We start from the raw sequence: 16,504 nt of genomic DNA, 5'->3' as shown, positions 1-16,504 counted from the left end.
TTACAAAATTACCCTACCAATAAATTTTTACTATTCTTAAGAATAGCTTAAATTTTTAAATATTTTATACAAATTCATGCCCTATAATTTAATTTATCAATCATTTCAAAATCTTATATAAAGAAATCATTAATTTAGTATAACTTCACTTTGATCTCTTAAACAGAAAATCCTGTCTTTTAGGTCACTGAACTCATCTTTTATTCCCTTTAATATCCGCAAAAGACCAGCTCGTTATTTGCTCTGGGCAACATCTTTATAGGTTTTATATTCAATGAGTTTATTGCTTAAAGTTCGCCAGAATGTCCCGCAGGTACAATCGATTAAAACATCTCTAAAAAAGCGTGCTGGTCAAAAAATACCTCACATGCTCACTAATGCCTCAGATCTCTTTTTTAGAGGACCTGAGATTGCCTTGTCAGGGAAAACACCTTTTGACGTAATTTATAAGCATGAAATTATTAGCTTACGTCATTATAGAAATGAAACCAGCAACTCTACGCATAAATATCGTGTGCCATTAGTTATTGTTCCGCCATTAGCAGTGAACATGCTCATTTATGATTTGTTCCCGACACGAAGCCTTATACGTTATTTTTTGGCTCAAGGTTTTGATGTCTATTTAATAGACTGGGGTGTACCTACCCGCAATCAAGCCAAATACAATTTTGGCACCTATATAAAAGTCTTTATGCCAGAAATGTTAAAACATGTTCGTGCACATAGTGGACAACAACAGCTTTCTTTACATGGTTGGAGTTTAGGTGGAGCCCTTTCACTCTGCTATACGGCATTATTTAAAGATAAAGATATCAAAAATCTGATCATTCTTGCTTCACCTATCGATACTCATAAAGCGGGATATATGGGCAAACTCTATGGTAGCCTGACTAAACCTGCACAATGGGTCCGTAAGCACACCCCTTTCCGTATTCGCCAACATGTTCCCAGTGAAGTGTTCCATATTCACGGATGGCAAAATACTCTAGGCTTTAAGTTAACTGACCCAATTGGAAATTTGAAAACCTATTGGCAGCTTTTTAAAAATCTGGATAACCGCGAATTTATTGTTGACCACGCTACCTCTAGCTCATTTATCGACAATATGCTGGCCTATCCGGGTGGTGTTATGCGTGACATTATTTTACGTTTCTGGATTGATAATGAACTCTCAACAGGTGTAATTAAATTTGGTGAACTTACAGCTTATTTAAAAGATATTGATTGTTCAGTGTTAGCTGTAGGTGGTGATACAGACATTATTGTGACCGCCGATGCTGTTAACCCCCTTATGGATTTAATTAGTAGCCAAGATAAAATGTTCAAAACTGTACCAGGTGGCCATATGGGTGTCGTTTCCGGTAGCCAAGCTCCGAGTTCCGTTTGGCCTGAAATGAGTAATTGGCTGGCTACGCGTTCAGATTAATCAATTTAAACATTAATGAAAAACCAGCCTGTTAAACCTGAGGCTGGTTTTAATGCACACTAAATTTTTAAAGTTTTTGCACAAATCTTCTAGAACTACTTTTATCTCTTTTATACTGTTTCAAGAACTAAAATTAAAAGTTTATGGGTCAGTGCTTATGAGTAACTGGGTTGATATTTCAAAAGATACCAATACGGGTATCGAAACAATCCGTGCTCATTTTACTGGCCATGCTTATGATCCCCATTGGCATTCAAGTTATTTAATTGGTGTAACTGAATCTGGCATTCAACAATTTCATTGTCGTAAAAAGCAAATCAATAGTCATGCTGGGCAAGTCTTTATGCTTGAACCAGAAGAAATTCATGATGGACATGCACCTGCATCTGATGGTTTTACCTACCAAATGCTTTATCTACATCCAGAATGGTTAAAGCAACGCCTTCAAGGTTTATTTCACAACAGCCCCGAGCATTACGAACTAGTGATTGATGCACCATTAAAATCCGATGAACAACTCGCAATCATTACTTCACAAGCATTTCAACACTTACACTATAAAGAAATGAATATTGTGAAAGACAATAGTCTAGATGTGCTTATTCAATATATTACCCAAGGTAAATGGTTAAAAAAAGTTTCTCAATCTTCTTGTATTCATGTACCCCAAATCGCCCATCAAATCCGAGATATTCTGCATGATCATTTATTTGAAGATATTGGGTTAGAAGATATATCACATATGGTGGGACTAGACCGTTACCATATTCACCGTATTTTTAAATCCACTTTTCATTTAGCCCCTCATCAATATCTTATTCAACTTAGACTTACACGAGCACGTGATTTACTCGCTAGAAATATTTCTCCAGCACAAGTTGCTTCTGACTTATGTTTTTCAGACCAAAGTCATTTAAGTCGTTGGTTTAAACGCTGTTATGGACTAACACCAGCCGCTTACAGAAAAATCTGCACAAATCTTCAAGATTAAAAATCTTAATTATTTCATCTTGTCTCTCCCAATTAACTAAGGTAGACAAGATGGAAAACCTCACTGCATTTTCATTATTTGCAATTGTTGCCTCCATTACTCCAGGCCCGACCAACTTTATAATTTTAAGTTTAGGTAGTCAGTATAAAATTTCTAAAACACTTCCCGTTATTTTAGGTTCTTGTATTGGAGCAGCCTTACTTGTATTAGTGGTTGGTATTGGCCTTGGCTCCACTATCCTTGCTTACCCTGCTATTCAAAAAATTATGACATGGAGTGGTTTACTCTGGCTTACCTTTCTAGCTTGGAAATTATATAACTACAATCCTGTTATCTCTTTAGAAAAAAATGAGCAATACCCTCCTATTGGTTTTAAGGCTTCTTTTTTAATGCAAGCGATTAATCCTAAAACATGGATGATGGCTTTTGCAGTTATTAGCGTCTATACAAAACAAGGACAAGATATCTTGATGAATGTCTCAATTTTATCCTGCATTTTTTTACTTATAGCATTTCCTTGTCTCTACCTATGGGCCTTAGTAGGCAGACTAAGTACTCGACTTTTTTCAAAACCAAAATATATAAATATTTTTAATAAAATAATGGCTATTATATTACTAGCCTCGGTCTGGTGGCCCATGTTCTCTATATTTTGATCATCAAAATCTAATCAAAATAGATAAGGAAATCTATTTTTAACAAACATATTTTAAATTTATAAGTTCAAATTATTACTTCCCATCATACAAATTATAAAAACTCATATTAATTAACTTTTTAATAATAATATTTTTAATTCATCAAATTTTATTTAAAAATAATAATTGAATATCTGATGTTACTTTTTGTTATTTATGTAAAGACCATCCCAACAATAATTTTAAATAAACATATGTAAAATATAAATTTTTATTCATACAACTTTGTAAAATTAGGTTATTTTTTATACAAATGTAGGCAATGTCTCACAATTATGTAAGCCAAAACTTACAACATAATTGATTGTTTTTCCTATAATTAATTTCAGTACATATAAGCACTCTTTACTATTAAATAGAAAGCTGAATATTAATAAAGAGATCTGGAGAAAATGATAAAGTCATCTTTATTAATATAAAAAGTCTCAATAATAGAAAAAGAATCTCAAAAAATGAATATGTACTATCTTTCCTCTGGAAACAGAGGAAAGATTACTTTTTAAAACTTCAGATAGGATATAAAGAATGTTTATTGCAAAAAATATATTTGTATATTTACTATCAATGTTAGCTTTATGCTTACTAATTATTCTTTTTAACTATCTAGGAATGAATCAGACACTAAATCTCATCATTTCTTCAGCGCTCTTTGGAATATTTATTACTTGGTACTACAAAGGAAGCGGACTGTGTATTGCCCTTTTTAGCTTTTTTTACTGGGCAATGTTTGTGATTAGTCAAAGTTTAGAAGTGATATGGATGCTGTCGATTTCAGTAATTGTCTATTTAGTCATGACACAAATCGTACCTAAACTCAAACACATCCATATCGGTATCGCATCTAATAGCTAGAACGGGTTTACTCCCCGATTCACCATTCCAACTTTTTTAACCATATTCATCTTAGTTTGCTCTGCAATTAAGAGTTCATTTAAGAAAAATTTGAGGTTTTGCTGATTCAGCAAAAGCGGGTTAAAGGTATTCTCTCCCATGTTAAGAAAGAAAGCTTCAATATTTGTATTACGCTGCACGTATTTCATTGACCAACGCTGAAAAGAGTGTTTATCAATGGAGTATGTGCATAACCATTTAATATTATAATGCCTTTGATCTTTTTGAATTTTTTCAAATAATCTTTCAACGACCTCTTGTTCGCCTTCTAGACATTGAAAAAATGCATTATCGGCATAATAAAGCACCCCACAAATCCCGTTTAAATCGTTGAAATCACGAGCTTCTGTCAGAATATCACGTAAATCTTGTAGCAAATCTTCATTTTTTTCATTTCGTTGGCTGGCATAACACAGGCGAACGTTCATAAGACTTCCGTGAAATATAAAATTTCATTATTAATGGAATTTTCAACTTAACATACCTTTATTTAAAATACTTTATATTTCATTATTATAAAAAATTTATAAGCTTGCTTATTTCAATAAAAAAGCCCGAATCTAGTTCGAGCTTTTTATTTAAAATGAAAAATTATTTAACACGTTCAATTTGTAATACTTCAATTTCAGTCGGTTTAACGCGGTGGGTATCAACCTCACCTACAATACGCACTTTATCTCCAACCTTTAACTGCCAACCATTTGCCAAATCATCATCGACATCAATCACGATTGAACCTGTTTTGTCTTTAAATTCATAATGGTCGCCAGCAATATGCTTAACGATAGTACCAGTTAAGGTTACCCCTGTTTCATCAGCTAAAGTTTTAGCTTTTGAAACAGTGACTACATTTTTTGCTGCTTGATTAAGTAAAGCGGGATCTGTTCTTGCAAATGCTGCACTACTAGTTAATAAAACAAGTCCAGTGAGTGTGGTAAATAATATTTTTTTCATGAATGTTCTCCTCGTTATTTTATCTATAGCTATCTAAACAATTTATAAAAACTATGAGTTTTAGCTTTTGTGATTTTTTGTGTCATCGTGTCAGATATACAGCACTATTGTTGAGAAGGTCTTTTCATTGGCCTAGATGTTTGTATGGTCATAATGAAAAAAAAACCACATCGGGTGATGTGGCAAAAAGGTATAGCTCAATGAACACTAAAACACTATGTATAACAGAGGATCTGAGTTTAGAATATATTTTAATTATTAAAATAATCTTAAGAAAATAAGTTTAATTAAAGATTTTCTAAAAATTTTGATAAGCCTTCCGGCGCTCTTCCTTCGAGTCGACTACTGGTAGTTACCCGAACTAAATTGCTCCATGTAATATTACAGCACTGCCTTATCAGTTTTTGAATGAGTGAAACATCTTCATGGCAAGGAACAGGTTCAAAACCGCCTACTTGCATATAAGCAGCAGCACTAAAACTTAAATTTGCGCCATGAATATGGTGATGATCCATACAATCCTGATAATGCGATAAATATTTTTTTTGTTTCATAACCGATAAACGGCTAAGGTCATCTAAAGTCACAATGCCACAAATTGCATCTGTAGGTTGATGCAAAATCTGGCAGCGTAACCAGTCAGGGCTGACCACACTATCAGCATCGGTACAGGCCAGCCAAGTTGCGCCGTTTTGAATAAGTTGGCGGATACCTAAGTCCCGTGCTTTTCCGACACATGCATAATTGCATTCAATCCAGCTTACTTCGTAGCGCTGTACAATTGAGCGCGACTGATCCGTACAACTATCAAGTACGACCATAACCTCGACTTGTTCATCCGGTACTTTTTCAATCGCCTCCTGAATTGATTGCAAACAGGCTGGCAAATGTTGCTCTTCATTATGCGCTGGAACTACAACACCTATTTTCATCGTAATTGTTCTCGCTGAGCTATTGATGAAGGATTAACCGTCCAAACATCGACCATAAAGTCCGGATCGTTCAGACTTAAATAGTGATGAAATGGAAAAGATTGTTGAAAGCTTTGATGGACTTTTTGGGCATTCAATTCAAAATCCTGAATATCATGTCGCCAATGGCAACACAAAATTTCCCCTTCCGGGTTTAAGGCCTGCTTTAACTGTTCAATAAACTCACCTAACTCATCGAATGTGAGGTAGTACGCCACTTCGCTAATTACAATCAGGTCAAATTTTTGTTCATAAAAATCTTCAGGTATTTTTCTATTTTCAACAGTCACATGTTCAAATGCTTCTAACCGTTGGGATGCGAGCTGAACGGCTTGCTTCGACACATCAATACATAACATATGAGCAGCGCGCTGAGCCAGATAAACACTTAAATGCCCATTTGAACAACCAATTTCTAAAACTTTTTCATAGTGTGGTCGTGTTAATAATGCAAGGCAGATTTGTCTTTTACGGGCTTCATACCAGTGATAGTCATAGCCCCACGGGTCATTATTACTACGATACAACTCTTCAAAATACACACGAGAATGAATCACTCAGATATACCTCATAAGGCATTAAAAGACGGCTAATCGCACTTGAGGATAAAACGGCGGAATTTCCTGTGCTCTCATCGGCTTCAAGTTGTGTTTTAAATTGCATAACCGCCTGATGTTTTTTAATTAACTGGTTTTCAGTTAAGGCATAAGCTTTTGCTTTGGACCAGTTAATTCGTGTGTCAAAAGGCTCTGCCCAATGCCATGCCCAAATCAATACGTGCAAACATAGTAAATCCCGCACTTCAGCAAAAGCTTGTACTGTTTTCCCGACCGCCTCATGATCTGGATGGCCATCAAGTGCATAGCTACAAATTAAAATATCTTCGGGCTGAACTATTTGGCTAAGCGCCTGATTCAATTGATCAGTCTGTAAATGAATTTGACCATCCATTAGATTTAAACCAATCCGTTCAGAAAAAGCTGAAATACCTAAAGTATTTAAAGCAGCCAGTGTTTCTTGCGGACGTAAATCGTTCAATTGGTCAGGGGTATATTTCACTGAATGAGGATGGCTTTGTGTTCCATTACTGACTGCCAAAATGACAATATGACAGTTTTGCTCAACTAGCTGCTGCATTAAGCCGCCACAACCCAGCACTTCGTCATCAGGATGCGGAGCAACAATCACCACTCTTTTAGACTGAAACAACTTTAAATTCAGCCGATCTAAAGGATTTTTTTTAAATGCCTCAAGCCACATGAATTCGGGTGTGCCTTCACCTGAAATCATACGGTCCTCTACTAAGGGATGCTTCAAAGTTCCCATAAGCTTTTCTCCGGTAAACAGAGCTCAGCAATAGACTCATAATCAAAAGCCGCATGGCTCTGTCGGATAAATACTGGTAAATCAGCGATGAGCTGTGAAAATGTAGGCTCTTCACAATAAGGACGCGCGCCCAAAGCTTTACCAACGAGTTGAATAACACTCTGGCAGCATTGTTCTGTTTGGGCACGTAATATACGGATTTCACGCTCATGGCTGAGCGCAGGCTCATCATCAATGAGCTTGGCAATATATTGAAAATACTGTTTGGTTACAGAGAGCTGTTGAGCCAACTCCCCTAAATACATTTTTTTAAATGCGTTTGGGTTAAGGGTGCAACTTTTATGTAAGAAGCTAACCAAGCGTACCGCGGCACCATACCAACAAGCCGCAACACCAGCAGCACCATGCCAAAAACCCGGACGCTCCAAATAGCAATTTGGCAGTCCGATAGGAATAACAGGAGTATTGTCAAAATGCACTTGAGCTGTTTGGGTTCCCTGCATACCGACTGCTTGCCAGTGGCTCAAGTCAACATGAACAGAGGGATGAGCCAAATCAACGATACAAAGCTGTGCTTGGCCTTCTTTGTCCTTATAACTCATGAGAGCTTTTTGAATAAACTCTGCACCTGAGCACCAAGTTTTTATGCCATTACAGTGATTGTTCTGGACCTGTACAGGTGCCGGTCCGCCATCTGCTGCCCATACCGCCCAAGTTTGGTCATCGATTTCGTCTTGATAGCCCAATTCATTTAGAATACTTAAAGCATCATGATGTGACTCAAATAATTTAGCGAGACTTAGATCATACCCTGCAATTTGAGCAAACAATTGCCATCGCTGATAGGTATGACCTGAAGCTGGATAAGGCAAACTTTTAGATAAACTTACCAATTGGTAGAGTAAATCTTGGCGGAGCTGACTTTTGTTTTCGGCCTGAGCATGTTCAAATTCATTCAACATACTCAAGATTGTCATATTTATAGATATTTTAATATTCATTACAAATAATTATTCAAAAGTATTCACTTAAACATATCGAAATAATTCTGTTTAATTAAAGATATAAAATGTAATAAAAAGATATTTTCTATAACTTTATTCAATGAATATTTCTTTTTATTTCATTGTTACCTAAATATATCGCTTAAGTGAAATTATAAAATAATCATGTAAGGTTTATTAAAAATTAAGGATTTCTGCCGTTTTATCCAGTAATTTAGTTTCTACCGTTTTTCTATTTCCAAAGAAGAGGTCAAAGATGAATACTTTAAATATTAATGATATTAAAAAACATGCAGACGTTATTGCTTCTTGTGGCACCAAAGTAGGAACTGTCGATCATCTAGAAGGTGAAAATCAGTTAAAACTCACCAAAGATGAAAATGATCAACATCATCTTATCCCTACTTCTTGGATTGGGGAGGTAAAAGAAGATCAAGTCATTTTAAATAAAAACTCAGAAGAAGTTAAAGAAAACTGGCAAGCGATTTAAACATCTTTGCTCAGTTAGCTTTTAACTCTTTATATTATTATAAAAACCCATCTACAATTAAAATAAAATAATTAGAATTAAAAAAGTAAAAAGCTCCTTTTTATTAAGGAGCTTTTTATTTGTATCATTAAAAATTAATTTAATATTTTATAAATTACTCTGATTGATCGCAACCGAACGGGTTGCTTTACGCTTTCGGGTCACAAACAAACCGCAAACCACCACACCTAAGGTTACACCTAAAGATAGAGTCGTTTCATAACTATAGGCTGGTGAGAAGAACATATAAGCCAATACACTTAAAATAATGATAATCACAAACCAAGTCAGCCATGGGAATAACCACATTTTAAATGGAATTTCCGCTCCAGCCGCTTCTAGCTTATGTCTTAAACGTAGTTGCGAAAACGCAATAACCAAGTACACGAGTAAAGCAATTGACCCTGTGCTTGAGAGCAATAAGCCAAAGACTTTTCCAGGAAATACATAGTTAATGACACAGCACACTAAACCAATAAAAGTTGAGGAAAACACCGCAATTGCCGGTACACCGGCATAGTTCACTTTAGTGACTGCCTGTGGTGCTTCATTACGTGTTCCCAAACGAAATAACATACGAGAAGACGTATAAATTGCCGCATTCATACAGCCCGCCACGGCGATAAACACGACCGTATCAATAATAAGTTTAGTGCCCGGTACGTTTAAGCTCATTAAAACGTATTGGAATGTCCCGTACTTTTGTAAGTCCGGTGAACGCCAATCGACAAGTGAAACAGCAATAAACATTGAGACCACGAAGAAAAGAATAATACGGTACAACACCAAATTGGTGGCACGTCTAATTTTTTGTTTAGGGTTAGATGACTCTGCTGCGGCAATCGAAACAATTTCCACCCCAAAGAATGAAAATGCCGTAATTAAAATGGCAGATAAAATTCCTCCCATACCGTGCGGCATAAAACCAGCGTTGTTGTATAAATTGGCAACACCACTGACATTTTTAGCTAAAGGCCAAATACCTGAAATTGCCAAAATACCAATAATAATGAAACCAATAATGGCTACCACTTTGACCAAAGAAAACCAGAACTTAAACTCACCAAAACTTTTGGTACTAAAAAAGTTGGCTAAGCTTAAGAACACAATAAAGCAAAATGCATAGATAGAAACCGAAACGCTCGGAAACCACGAATGTAAAATTTCAGCACCTGCGATGGCTTCTACCGGAATCGCAAGTACCCAAAACCACCAATATAACCAACCAATGGTAAAGCCTGCCCACGGGCCAATGGCTTTACGGGCATAGGTAGAAAATGAACCGGTGTCCGGCTCTAAAACGGCCATTTCACCTAACATGCGCATCACCAGAAAAACCATAATGCTGGTAATCAGGTATGCAAGAATCACTGCGGGGCCTGCTTTGGCAATTGCAGAAGATGAACCAACAAATAAACCAGCACCAATAACACCGCCAATACTAATCATTGTGATATGGCGATTTGAAAGTCCTTCGCCTAATTTTTTTGTTCTATCATTATTCATATTTCATTCCTTAAAAATATATCCATAAAAACAATCTATTACATTTCAAAATCCTACAGTCATGAAAAAAGGGAAAACTGCTGTTTTCCCTGATAATAAAAATTAATTTAAAGTTGGCATTGAGAACTGTTTTGCTTCACGGACTTGAGCCGAAGGCCAGCGCTGTGTAATGGTTTTACGGCGTGTGTAGAAACGGACACCATCTGGACCATACGCATGTAAATCACCAAATAACGAACGTTTCCAGCCACCAAAGCTATGATAAGCAACAGGAACTGGTAAAGGCACGTTAATCCCCACCATACCGACTTGAATGTGACTGCTAAAATAGCGTGCTGCTTCACCGTCACGGGTATAGATACAAGTACCGTTACCATATTCATGGTCATTAATGAGTTGCATCGCTTCTTGCATGGTATTTACACGCATAACTTGCAACACAGGACCAAAAATTTCTTGTTGGTAACTGGTCATGTTTGGTGTGACTTGATCAATTAAAGTTGGTCCAACAAAGAAACCTTTTTCATAGCCTGCCGGTTTTGCATCGCGGCCATCGACCACAATTTTTGCGCCTTGCTGCTCTGCGCTTTGAATATAAGCCTGCACTTTGTCTTTATGTGCTTGGGTAATAAGTGGCCCAAAGTCGTTGCTTGCATCTGCATAGTGGCCGAACTTCAATTTTTTCATTTCTTGAGTCAGCTTATCAATCACAACATCGGCAACTTCATCGCCAATGGCAACCGCAACCGAAAGTGCCATACAACGTTCGCCAGAAGAGCCAAAAGCTGCACCTAACAATGAAGTTACCACGTTATCAATATCGGCATCAGGCATAATAATCGCATGATTTTTTGCACCGCCTAATGCTTGGCAACGTTTACCTGTTGATGTTGCGGTACGGTAAATATATTCAGCAATTGGTGTTGAACCCACAAAGCTGACTGCCTGAATACGAGGATGATGCAATAAGGCATCTACCGCCTCTTTGTCACCATTCACCACATTAAACACGCCGTCAGGTAAACCTGCCTGTTTTAATAATTCTGCAAGGTATAAAACCACAGAAGGTGCTTTTTCAGAAGGTTTTAAAATAAAGCAGTTACCGCAAACCAGTGCCATTGGGAACATCCACAACGCCACCATAGCTGGGAAGTTAAATGGTGTAATTCCAGCCACAACACCTAGCGGTTGGAACTCACTCCATGAGTCGATATCTGGTCCGACATTTTTTGAATATTCCCCTTTTAAAAGCTCCGGTGCGCCGCAAGCATATTCAACATTTTCAATACCACGTTGCAATTCACCTTGAGCATCATGAGAAATTTTACCGTGCTCTTGCCCAATCAAAGCGCAAATCTTTTCGGCATTTTGCTCTAATAATTGTTTGAACTTAAACATGACACGTGCACGTTTAATGACTGGTGTATCACGCCATGCAGGAAATGCTTGCTCGGCTGCCTGAACTGCTTCATTTACCGTTTGAGGATTTGCAATTTCGACTTCTTTACTAATTTCACCCGTCGCAGGATTGTAAACCGGCTGTTTTCTTGCCGTTTTAGATACAATTCTTCCTTGAATGAAATGCCCTAGCACTTTTTTGGCTTGTTCACTATGCGTACTATTTTCAGTTGAAACTTCGTCATAGCTAAAATCTTCTAGGCCATTTGTCATTGTTGTTACTCCTTACTACAATTAGTTTTCAGATCAAACTGTATTTTTCATTTAGATTTTGAAGATGGGTCTGTTGATATTACAGACCTCGGTAAAATACCTAATAAAGCTTAATTCACTTGATAAAGCGCATCGCCCACAGCATTCATTAAGCGGTCAATATCTGCTTCTGTACTGTTAAACATTGGACCGAACTGAAGCGTGTCGCCTCCAAAGCGGACATAAAAACCTTCTTTCCAGAGTTTCATACCAAGCTCAAAGCCTCGAATGGTGGCATCACCATCACGTGGAGCTAACTGCAAAGCACCAATCAAGCCACAGTTGCGAATATCTAAAATATACGGTGCGCCTTTTAAACCATGCAGCATTTTTTCAAAACTTGGTGCCAATGCTGCCGATTGAGCCAACAGGTTTTTCTTTTCTAAAACTTCAAGCGCAGCTAAAGCGGCAGCACAAGCAACCGGATGTGCCGAATAGGTATAGCCGTGAGTAAATTCAATGGCATGCTCTGGTAAGTCTTGCTGCATAAAGGCAGAGTAAATTTCATGGCTTGCCACCACTCCACCTAAAGGAATGGCACCATTGGTCACCTGTTTCGCAAAATTCAAAATATCTGGTGTTACCCCAAAATATTCTGCCGCCGTCCACGTTCCTAAACGCCCAAAACCTGTAATCACCTCATCAAAAATTAACAAGATGTCATGCTCATCACAGATTTCTCTTAAACGTTGTAAATAGCCTGTTGGCGGCACAATACAACCCGCAGAACCCGAAATAGGCTCCACAATGACGGCTGCAATATTTGAAGCATCATGTAGCTCAATTAACTTAAGCATTTCATTAGCAAGTTCTACCCCGCCTGTTTCTGCACAGCCTTTGGTAAAAGTTAAATTGGGCTGCAAGGTATGCGGTAAATGGTCTACATCCATCAGTTGACCAAACATTTTACGGTTGCCGCCAATCCCACCTAAACTTGTCCCCGCAACGTTCACACCATGATAGCCACGGGCGCGACCAATCAATTTAGTTTTACTTGGTTTACCTTTAATGCGCCAATAGGCACGTGCCATTTTTATAGACGTATCTGCCGACTCCGAACCTGAGTTGGTAAAGAAAACGTGTTGTAGTTTTTCAGGCATATGCTGAACAATTTTATCTGCCAGCTTAAAAGAAAGCGGATGACCAAATTGGAAAGCCGGTGAGTAATCGAGCTGACCTAACTGAACATTTACCGCTTGTTGAATTTCGGGCAAGGTATGACCTGCACCACACGTCCATAAACCTGAAAGTGAATCGAATATTTCACGGCCCGAATCATCAATTAGGTACAATCCTTTGGCACCCACAATCATACGTGGGTCTTTAGCAAAGTTTCGGTTTGCTGAAAAAGGCATCCAGTGTGCCTGATAATTTATATGCATATTATTATTGGTTTGAACCGCATCCAAAGTATGTTCAGAGTCGCTGAATTTATCCGTATCAAACATAACCATTCCTGTTTATTTTCAAATTATGGTTTGAGTGTACATAGCGCGATAAGTTTGATAAATTCAAATTATCTTGAGTTTAGATTTAAAAAAACAAAACTAAATGAAACCTAAAAAATTAAATCAAGTTACTGATTTTGATATAAAACTTCTCAAAATATTTAAAACGGTTTGCGACTGTCATAGCTTTACATCTGCCGAAAGTATTTTAGGTATTAGCCGCTCTGCAATTAGTTTGCATATGAGTGATTTAGAAAATCGTCTGGGCATTCGGCTGTGCCAACGTGGCCGTGCCGGCTTTGCCCTGACCGATGAAGGTCGGGAAATTTTAGAATATATCGAAGTGCTTACGGCAGCCATTGAAGATTTCCGTTCTAAAGTCAATCAAATGCATAACCGTCTTAAGGGTGAATTTAATATCGGCATTATTAACAACCTTGTGACTATGCCTAGAGGCTATATCACCAACACCTTGACACAACTTGCCGAGGAACATGCCGAGGTTATTATTAATATCAGTATGAGCACCCTTTCAGATATTGAATGCCGTGTACTTGATAACCGTTTGCACGCAGGTGTTATCCCCCTTGTTACACCTTTGTCTGGTTTAGACTATTTTGATTTATATAGTGAAAGTTCATTTTTATATTGTGGCAAAAATCATCCTTTATTTAACCAATGTAGCAACATTCATTTAAATGAATTAAAAAAATGGCAAGCCATTCTTCCTAATTATGCCATTACCTCGGAAGCAGCCAAGTTACATCAGCTTTTAGACTGTAAAGCGACCGCAAGTGACCGCGAAGGTATTGCCTTTCTCATTTTAACCGGAAAATTTTTAGGCTTTTTACCCGACCACTATGCAAAAAAATGGGTTGAAGACGGTGTTATGCAGCCTGTTTTAAAAGACAAAATGCACTACAGCACCCCTATATGCTTAATTACTCATAAGGGTAAAAATCACAATAATATTTTAAAAACCTTTATGGAAATGCTTGAGAAGCGAATAGCTAACAATTAATGGTACCAAATATTTCAGTAGAATTTATATTTATTAGTATAATTTAATCTCCTATTTTTAGTAATAAAAATATATAATTTTTATTTTACATTAGAGATAACAACATAAGGTTTATTCATGAAAAAAATTTCAAATTTAACAGCCTCTCTTTTATTTATTATATTAACTGGATGTGGAGGAGGTAGTTCAAGCACTAATAATACGGAGAATCTATCATCCCAAGCTAAAGAACAATCTCCACAAGAAACCAATACTCTAAAGTGTAATCGAGGGATTCTACTCAACTCTACACTTTCAACAAATACAATTTTTGATGAGCCCTTATATTCCCTTACATACAATTATAAGCAAATACCTACAGGCAATAGCTTCACTACTATAAGACAATTGTATGCAGATGAATTTCAAAGAAATGGGCAGATGATATATTCATCACCAAAAGCAATTTATAATGTAACCGCTGACGAAATTGAAAGTAGTTTAGCTGAAGATATTGTACAAACTTATGACCTTAACTCTTTTGGCCTTTTCACTAAAAAGACTTATCAAAAGCAAAATAATGGTTGGCCTGAGGGCTATATTGTTACCTCACAAGGTTCACAAATTACGACTGCTCAATTTAATGATAGTTGTAGCTTAAATTCAGATAATGTTAGTTTCGATTATGAGAAAATTAATATTTCTGGTAAAAAAGTAGCTGATATTTTCCCTCCTAATATCATAAATTCAATACCAAAAGATTCAGACTATATTTATATTAGTGATCAATTTTCTCGTATTCTTAAAGATAATCAAACAGCCTTTGCAAATTTAGTAAATAGTAATGCAACTTTCCCAAGTGGCTCTTTTGTTTATGTCCCAAAGTCTGTTATTTATAACAATACAGAATTTTATTTATTTGATAGCTCACTCACTGATTTCAAAACTCTAGCTGAATGGCAACAAAAACTTTATCCGAATTTTAATTATAAATTTGATACTGTTGCTGGCTATAAAGTGACTTATTTTGGAGATAGTGCAGGTAACCCAATTTTTGAGAATGGTAAAGATCCAGCCATTGAAATGAATGGTAAAATTTACGATGGTGAATGGCAAGTTAAAGGCAATGTTATCTCTGAAACCTATGGCGCACCAAGTAATTTTATTCCTAACTATCATACAAAAGGTGAATTTGCTTTATACAATAAAGCTAGTTATGACTTTATTACTGCCCAAATTCAAGCTTACTATAAGTAAAATTTAAAAGCTGTATATCCCAAAGTACTTTCTTAATGTAATTTGGGATATTTACCTAATCCTGACATACTTGTAATAAAAAGTAATCTAATGCGTTATTTCCTTCATGCGCATCGTTCTTGTCTAAACACTGAATAATTGTGCCCTCCACCATATATAAAAATAGTTTGGCATCGGTAAAAGATACATCGGTTTTAAGCAATCTAAGCTAACTATAAATTTCATCGATCAGCCATGTTCTATAGCGCACCGCGGTTTGATAAGCGTGGGGATAGCTATTTTTAATCTCGAAAATGGCTTTAAATAATAAGTAATACGGCCCTTCTACATCGGTATGTAAGTCATAAAGCTTTTTGAGTTTATCGATTGCGGGAGTGCTTAAGTCATACTCAATCATTGCGACCACTTGCGGTTTTGCCATCGTTGTATTGATTTGCGAAGTAATCTGCTGCCGCTTCACTTGCAACTGCTGTACTACCACCCGCTGCCGGATTACCTCCATTTAAGTAAGCTAGCGTTGTACCTAATATCGCATGACTTGCTAATTGTGCTGCCTTGTTCTTGTCCTCTCCATGACCAAACTTCTCTCCAATCATATTGGCTGCATAAGGGGCAAGTGTATTAGACCGCCAAGTACGCCTGTGACATCCATAGTCACTGCATTCAAGGTTCGGCTTTTATCTCGTTCTATAATCAATCACCAAATATATAATAAACATAAAAAAGAGCTATTGTTTAACAATAGCTCTATCAACTTATTTTTGATCATTTATCAAGTAAATTTAAGAAGTCA

16 protein-coding genes and 2 pseudogenes are annotated in these 16,504 nt (G+C 36.8%); 7 read left to right on the top strand and 11 right to left on the bottom strand.

Going from position 1 to position 16,504, the window contains the following annotated elements; all coding sequences use genetic code 11:
* The first annotated feature begins 274 nt into the window (after nucleotides 1-274).
* The 4 genes from RFX69_RS18205 (at nucleotide 275) to RFX69_RS18190 (ending at nucleotide 3,967) form a co-directional block, all read left to right on the top strand.
* Nucleotides 275-1,426 carry an alpha/beta fold hydrolase gene (locus RFX69_RS18205; RefSeq protein WP_289332363.1) on the top strand — a complete coding sequence of 384 codons (1,152 nt, stop codon included), beginning with the start codon at nucleotides 275-277 and terminating at the stop codon, nucleotides 1,424-1,426.
* Between the two features lie 157 nt (nucleotides 1,427-1,583).
* On the top strand, nucleotides 1,584-2,417 hold the full coding sequence (locus RFX69_RS18200; RefSeq protein ID WP_289332362.1) for an AraC family transcriptional regulator: 834 nt from the start codon (nucleotides 1,584-1,586) through the stop codon (nucleotides 2,415-2,417).
* 50 nt (nucleotides 2,418-2,467) lie between these two features.
* Complete coding sequence (locus RFX69_RS18195) at nucleotides 2,468-3,073, top strand: LysE family translocator (protein WP_289332361.1); 606 nt, start codon at nucleotides 2,468-2,470, stop codon at nucleotides 3,071-3,073.
* A gap of 567 nt (nucleotides 3,074-3,640) precedes the next feature.
* Nucleotides 3,641-3,967, top strand: coding sequence for a hypothetical protein (locus RFX69_RS18190; protein WP_000469224.1), 327 nt, complete (start codon nucleotides 3,641-3,643; stop codon nucleotides 3,965-3,967).
* Here the strand turns inward: RFX69_RS18190 and RFX69_RS18185 are convergent.
* The 6 genes from RFX69_RS18185 to RFX69_RS18160 form a co-directional block, all read right to left on the bottom strand.
* Nucleotides 3,964-4,434 carry an AnBLUF65 family BLUF photoreceptors gene (locus tag RFX69_RS18185; protein WP_279983387.1) on the bottom strand — a complete coding sequence of 157 codons (471 nt, stop codon included), beginning with the start codon at nucleotides 4,432-4,434 and terminating at the stop codon, nucleotides 3,964-3,966. The genes RFX69_RS18190 and RFX69_RS18185 overlap by 4 nt on opposite strands.
* Nucleotides 4,435-4,597: 163 nt before the next feature.
* Nucleotides 4,598-4,960, bottom strand: a complete 363-nt coding sequence (locus RFX69_RS18180; RefSeq protein ID WP_000721827.1) for a NirD/YgiW/YdeI family stress tolerance protein — start codon at nucleotides 4,958-4,960, stop codon at nucleotides 4,598-4,600.
* Between the two features lie 287 nt (nucleotides 4,961-5,247).
* The gene (locus RFX69_RS18175; protein WP_000690466.1) at nucleotides 5,248-5,892 is read right to left on the bottom strand and encodes a glycosyltransferase family 2 protein; all 645 of its coding nucleotides are present in this window, start codon (nucleotides 5,890-5,892) and stop codon (nucleotides 5,248-5,250) included.
* Nucleotides 5,889-6,488, bottom strand: a complete 600-nt coding sequence (locus tag RFX69_RS18170) for a bifunctional 2-polyprenyl-6-hydroxyphenol methylase/3-demethylubiquinol 3-O-methyltransferase UbiG (RefSeq protein ID WP_004746672.1) — start codon at nucleotides 6,486-6,488, stop codon at nucleotides 5,889-5,891. Before RFX69_RS18170 ends, RFX69_RS18175 begins: the two co-directional genes overlap by 4 nt.
* Nucleotides 6,463-7,257, bottom strand: coding sequence for a PIG-L deacetylase family protein (locus RFX69_RS18165; RefSeq protein ID WP_065725562.1), 795 nt, complete (start codon nucleotides 7,255-7,257; stop codon nucleotides 6,463-6,465). Before RFX69_RS18165 ends, RFX69_RS18170 begins: the two co-directional genes overlap by 26 nt.
* Nucleotides 7,245-8,219 carry an acyl-CoA dehydrogenase gene (locus RFX69_RS18160; RefSeq protein WP_079282292.1) on the bottom strand — a complete coding sequence of 325 codons (975 nt, stop codon included), beginning with the start codon at nucleotides 8,217-8,219 and terminating at the stop codon, nucleotides 7,245-7,247. Before RFX69_RS18160 ends, RFX69_RS18165 begins: the two co-directional genes overlap by 13 nt.
* Nucleotides 8,220-8,517: 298 nt before the next feature.
* Between RFX69_RS18160 and RFX69_RS18155 the strand changes: the two genes are divergently transcribed.
* The gene (locus RFX69_RS18155) at nucleotides 8,518-8,751 is read left to right on the top strand and encodes a DUF2171 domain-containing protein (protein WP_001094391.1); all 234 of its coding nucleotides are present in this window, start codon (nucleotides 8,518-8,520) and stop codon (nucleotides 8,749-8,751) included.
* Between the two features lie 147 nt (nucleotides 8,752-8,898).
* Here RFX69_RS18155 and RFX69_RS18150 read toward each other — a convergent pair whose 3' ends face one another.
* The 3 genes from RFX69_RS18150 to RFX69_RS18140 all read right to left on the bottom strand — a co-directional run bounded on the left by RFX69_RS18150 (nucleotide 8,899) and on the right by RFX69_RS18140 (nucleotide 13,460).
* A complete protein-coding gene (locus tag RFX69_RS18150) occupies nucleotides 8,899-10,296 on the bottom strand; it encodes an amino acid permease (protein ID WP_289332360.1) in 1,398 nt (465 codons plus the stop codon).
* A 102-nt stretch (nucleotides 10,297-10,398) separates the two neighbouring features.
* Complete coding sequence (locus tag RFX69_RS18145) at nucleotides 10,399-11,967, bottom strand: CoA-acylating methylmalonate-semialdehyde dehydrogenase (RefSeq protein WP_289332359.1); 1,569 nt, start codon at nucleotides 11,965-11,967, stop codon at nucleotides 10,399-10,401.
* Nucleotides 11,968-12,077: 110 nt separating this feature from the next.
* The gene (locus RFX69_RS18140; protein WP_289332358.1) at nucleotides 12,078-13,460 is read right to left on the bottom strand and encodes an aspartate aminotransferase family protein; all 1,383 of its coding nucleotides are present in this window, start codon (nucleotides 13,458-13,460) and stop codon (nucleotides 12,078-12,080) included.
* A gap of 97 nt (nucleotides 13,461-13,557) precedes the next feature.
* Between RFX69_RS18140 and RFX69_RS18135 the strand changes: the two genes are divergently transcribed.
* Both RFX69_RS18135 and RFX69_RS18130 read left to right on the top strand, forming a co-directional pair.
* Nucleotides 13,558-14,475 carry a LysR family transcriptional regulator gene (locus tag RFX69_RS18135; protein WP_000802863.1) on the top strand — a complete coding sequence of 306 codons (918 nt, stop codon included), beginning with the start codon at nucleotides 13,558-13,560 and terminating at the stop codon, nucleotides 14,473-14,475.
* Between the two features lie 117 nt (nucleotides 14,476-14,592).
* Nucleotides 14,593-15,711: a hypothetical protein gene (locus RFX69_RS18130; RefSeq protein ID WP_289332357.1), complete on the top strand. Its 1,119-nt coding sequence runs from the start codon at nucleotides 14,593-14,595 to the stop codon at nucleotides 15,709-15,711.
* Nucleotides 15,712-15,766: 55 nt separating this feature from the next.
* On the opposite strand, the pseudogene RFX69_RS18125 reads toward RFX69_RS18130, so the two are convergent.
* Nucleotides 15,767-16,123 (bottom strand): annotated as a pseudogene (locus tag RFX69_RS18125) (TetR family transcriptional regulator); the annotation flags it as partial.
* Nucleotides 16,119-16,393: pseudogene (locus tag RFX69_RS18120) on the bottom strand (hypothetical protein); the annotation flags it as partial. The pseudogenes RFX69_RS18125 and RFX69_RS18120, both read right to left, overlap by 5 nt.
* Between the last annotated feature and the right edge of the window lie 111 nt (nucleotides 16,394-16,504).

It is taken from the genome of Acinetobacter sp. 148 (assembly GCF_031196675.1).
In the GTDB taxonomy this organism is placed as follows: Bacteria; Pseudomonadota; Gammaproteobacteria; order Pseudomonadales; family Moraxellaceae; genus Acinetobacter; species Acinetobacter baumannii.
Note: the sequence above shows the minus strand (reverse complement) of the source record. Positions and strands in the feature narration are given on the sequence as shown.

Coding starts and splice junctions, on each gene's coding strand:
- RFX69_RS18205 (WP_289332363.1), top strand. CDS start 275: ATGAGTTTATTGCTTAAAGTTCGCCAGAATGTCCCGCAGGTACAATCG.
- RFX69_RS18200 (WP_289332362.1), top strand. CDS start 1,584: ATGAGTAACTGGGTTGATATTTCAAAAGATACCAATACGGGTATCGAA.
- RFX69_RS18195 (WP_289332361.1), top strand. CDS start 2,468: ATGGAAAACCTCACTGCATTTTCATTATTTGCAATTGTTGCCTCCATT.
- RFX69_RS18190 (WP_000469224.1), top strand. CDS start 3,641: ATGTTTATTGCAAAAAATATATTTGTATATTTACTATCAATGTTAGCT.
- RFX69_RS18185 (WP_279983387.1), bottom strand. CDS start 4,434: ATGAACGTTCGCCTGTGTTATGCCAGCCAACGAAATGAAAAAAATGAA.
- RFX69_RS18180 (WP_000721827.1), bottom strand. CDS start 4,960: ATGAAAAAAATATTATTTACCACACTCACTGGACTTGTTTTATTAACT.
- RFX69_RS18175 (WP_000690466.1), bottom strand. CDS start 5,892: ATGAAAATAGGTGTTGTAGTTCCAGCGCATAATGAAGAGCAACATTTG.
- RFX69_RS18165 (WP_065725562.1), bottom strand. CDS start 7,257: ATGGGAACTTTGAAGCATCCCTTAGTAGAGGACCGTATGATTTCAGGT.
- RFX69_RS18160 (WP_079282292.1), bottom strand. CDS start 8,219: ATGTTGAATGAATTTGAACATGCTCAGGCCGAAAACAAAAGTCAGCTC.
- RFX69_RS18155 (WP_001094391.1), top strand. CDS start 8,518: ATGAATACTTTAAATATTAATGATATTAAAAAACATGCAGACGTTATT.
- RFX69_RS18150 (WP_289332360.1), bottom strand. CDS start 10,296: ATGAATAATGATAGAACAAAAAAATTAGGCGAAGGACTTTCAAATCGC.
- RFX69_RS18145 (WP_289332359.1), bottom strand. CDS start 11,967: ATGACAAATGGCCTAGAAGATTTTAGCTATGACGAAGTTTCAACTGAA.
- RFX69_RS18140 (WP_289332358.1), bottom strand. CDS start 13,460: ATGGTTATGTTTGATACGGATAAATTCAGCGACTCTGAACATACTTTG.
- RFX69_RS18135 (WP_000802863.1), top strand. CDS start 13,558: ATGAAACCTAAAAAATTAAATCAAGTTACTGATTTTGATATAAAACTT.
- RFX69_RS18130 (WP_289332357.1), top strand. CDS start 14,593: ATGAAAAAAATTTCAAATTTAACAGCCTCTCTTTTATTTATTATATTA.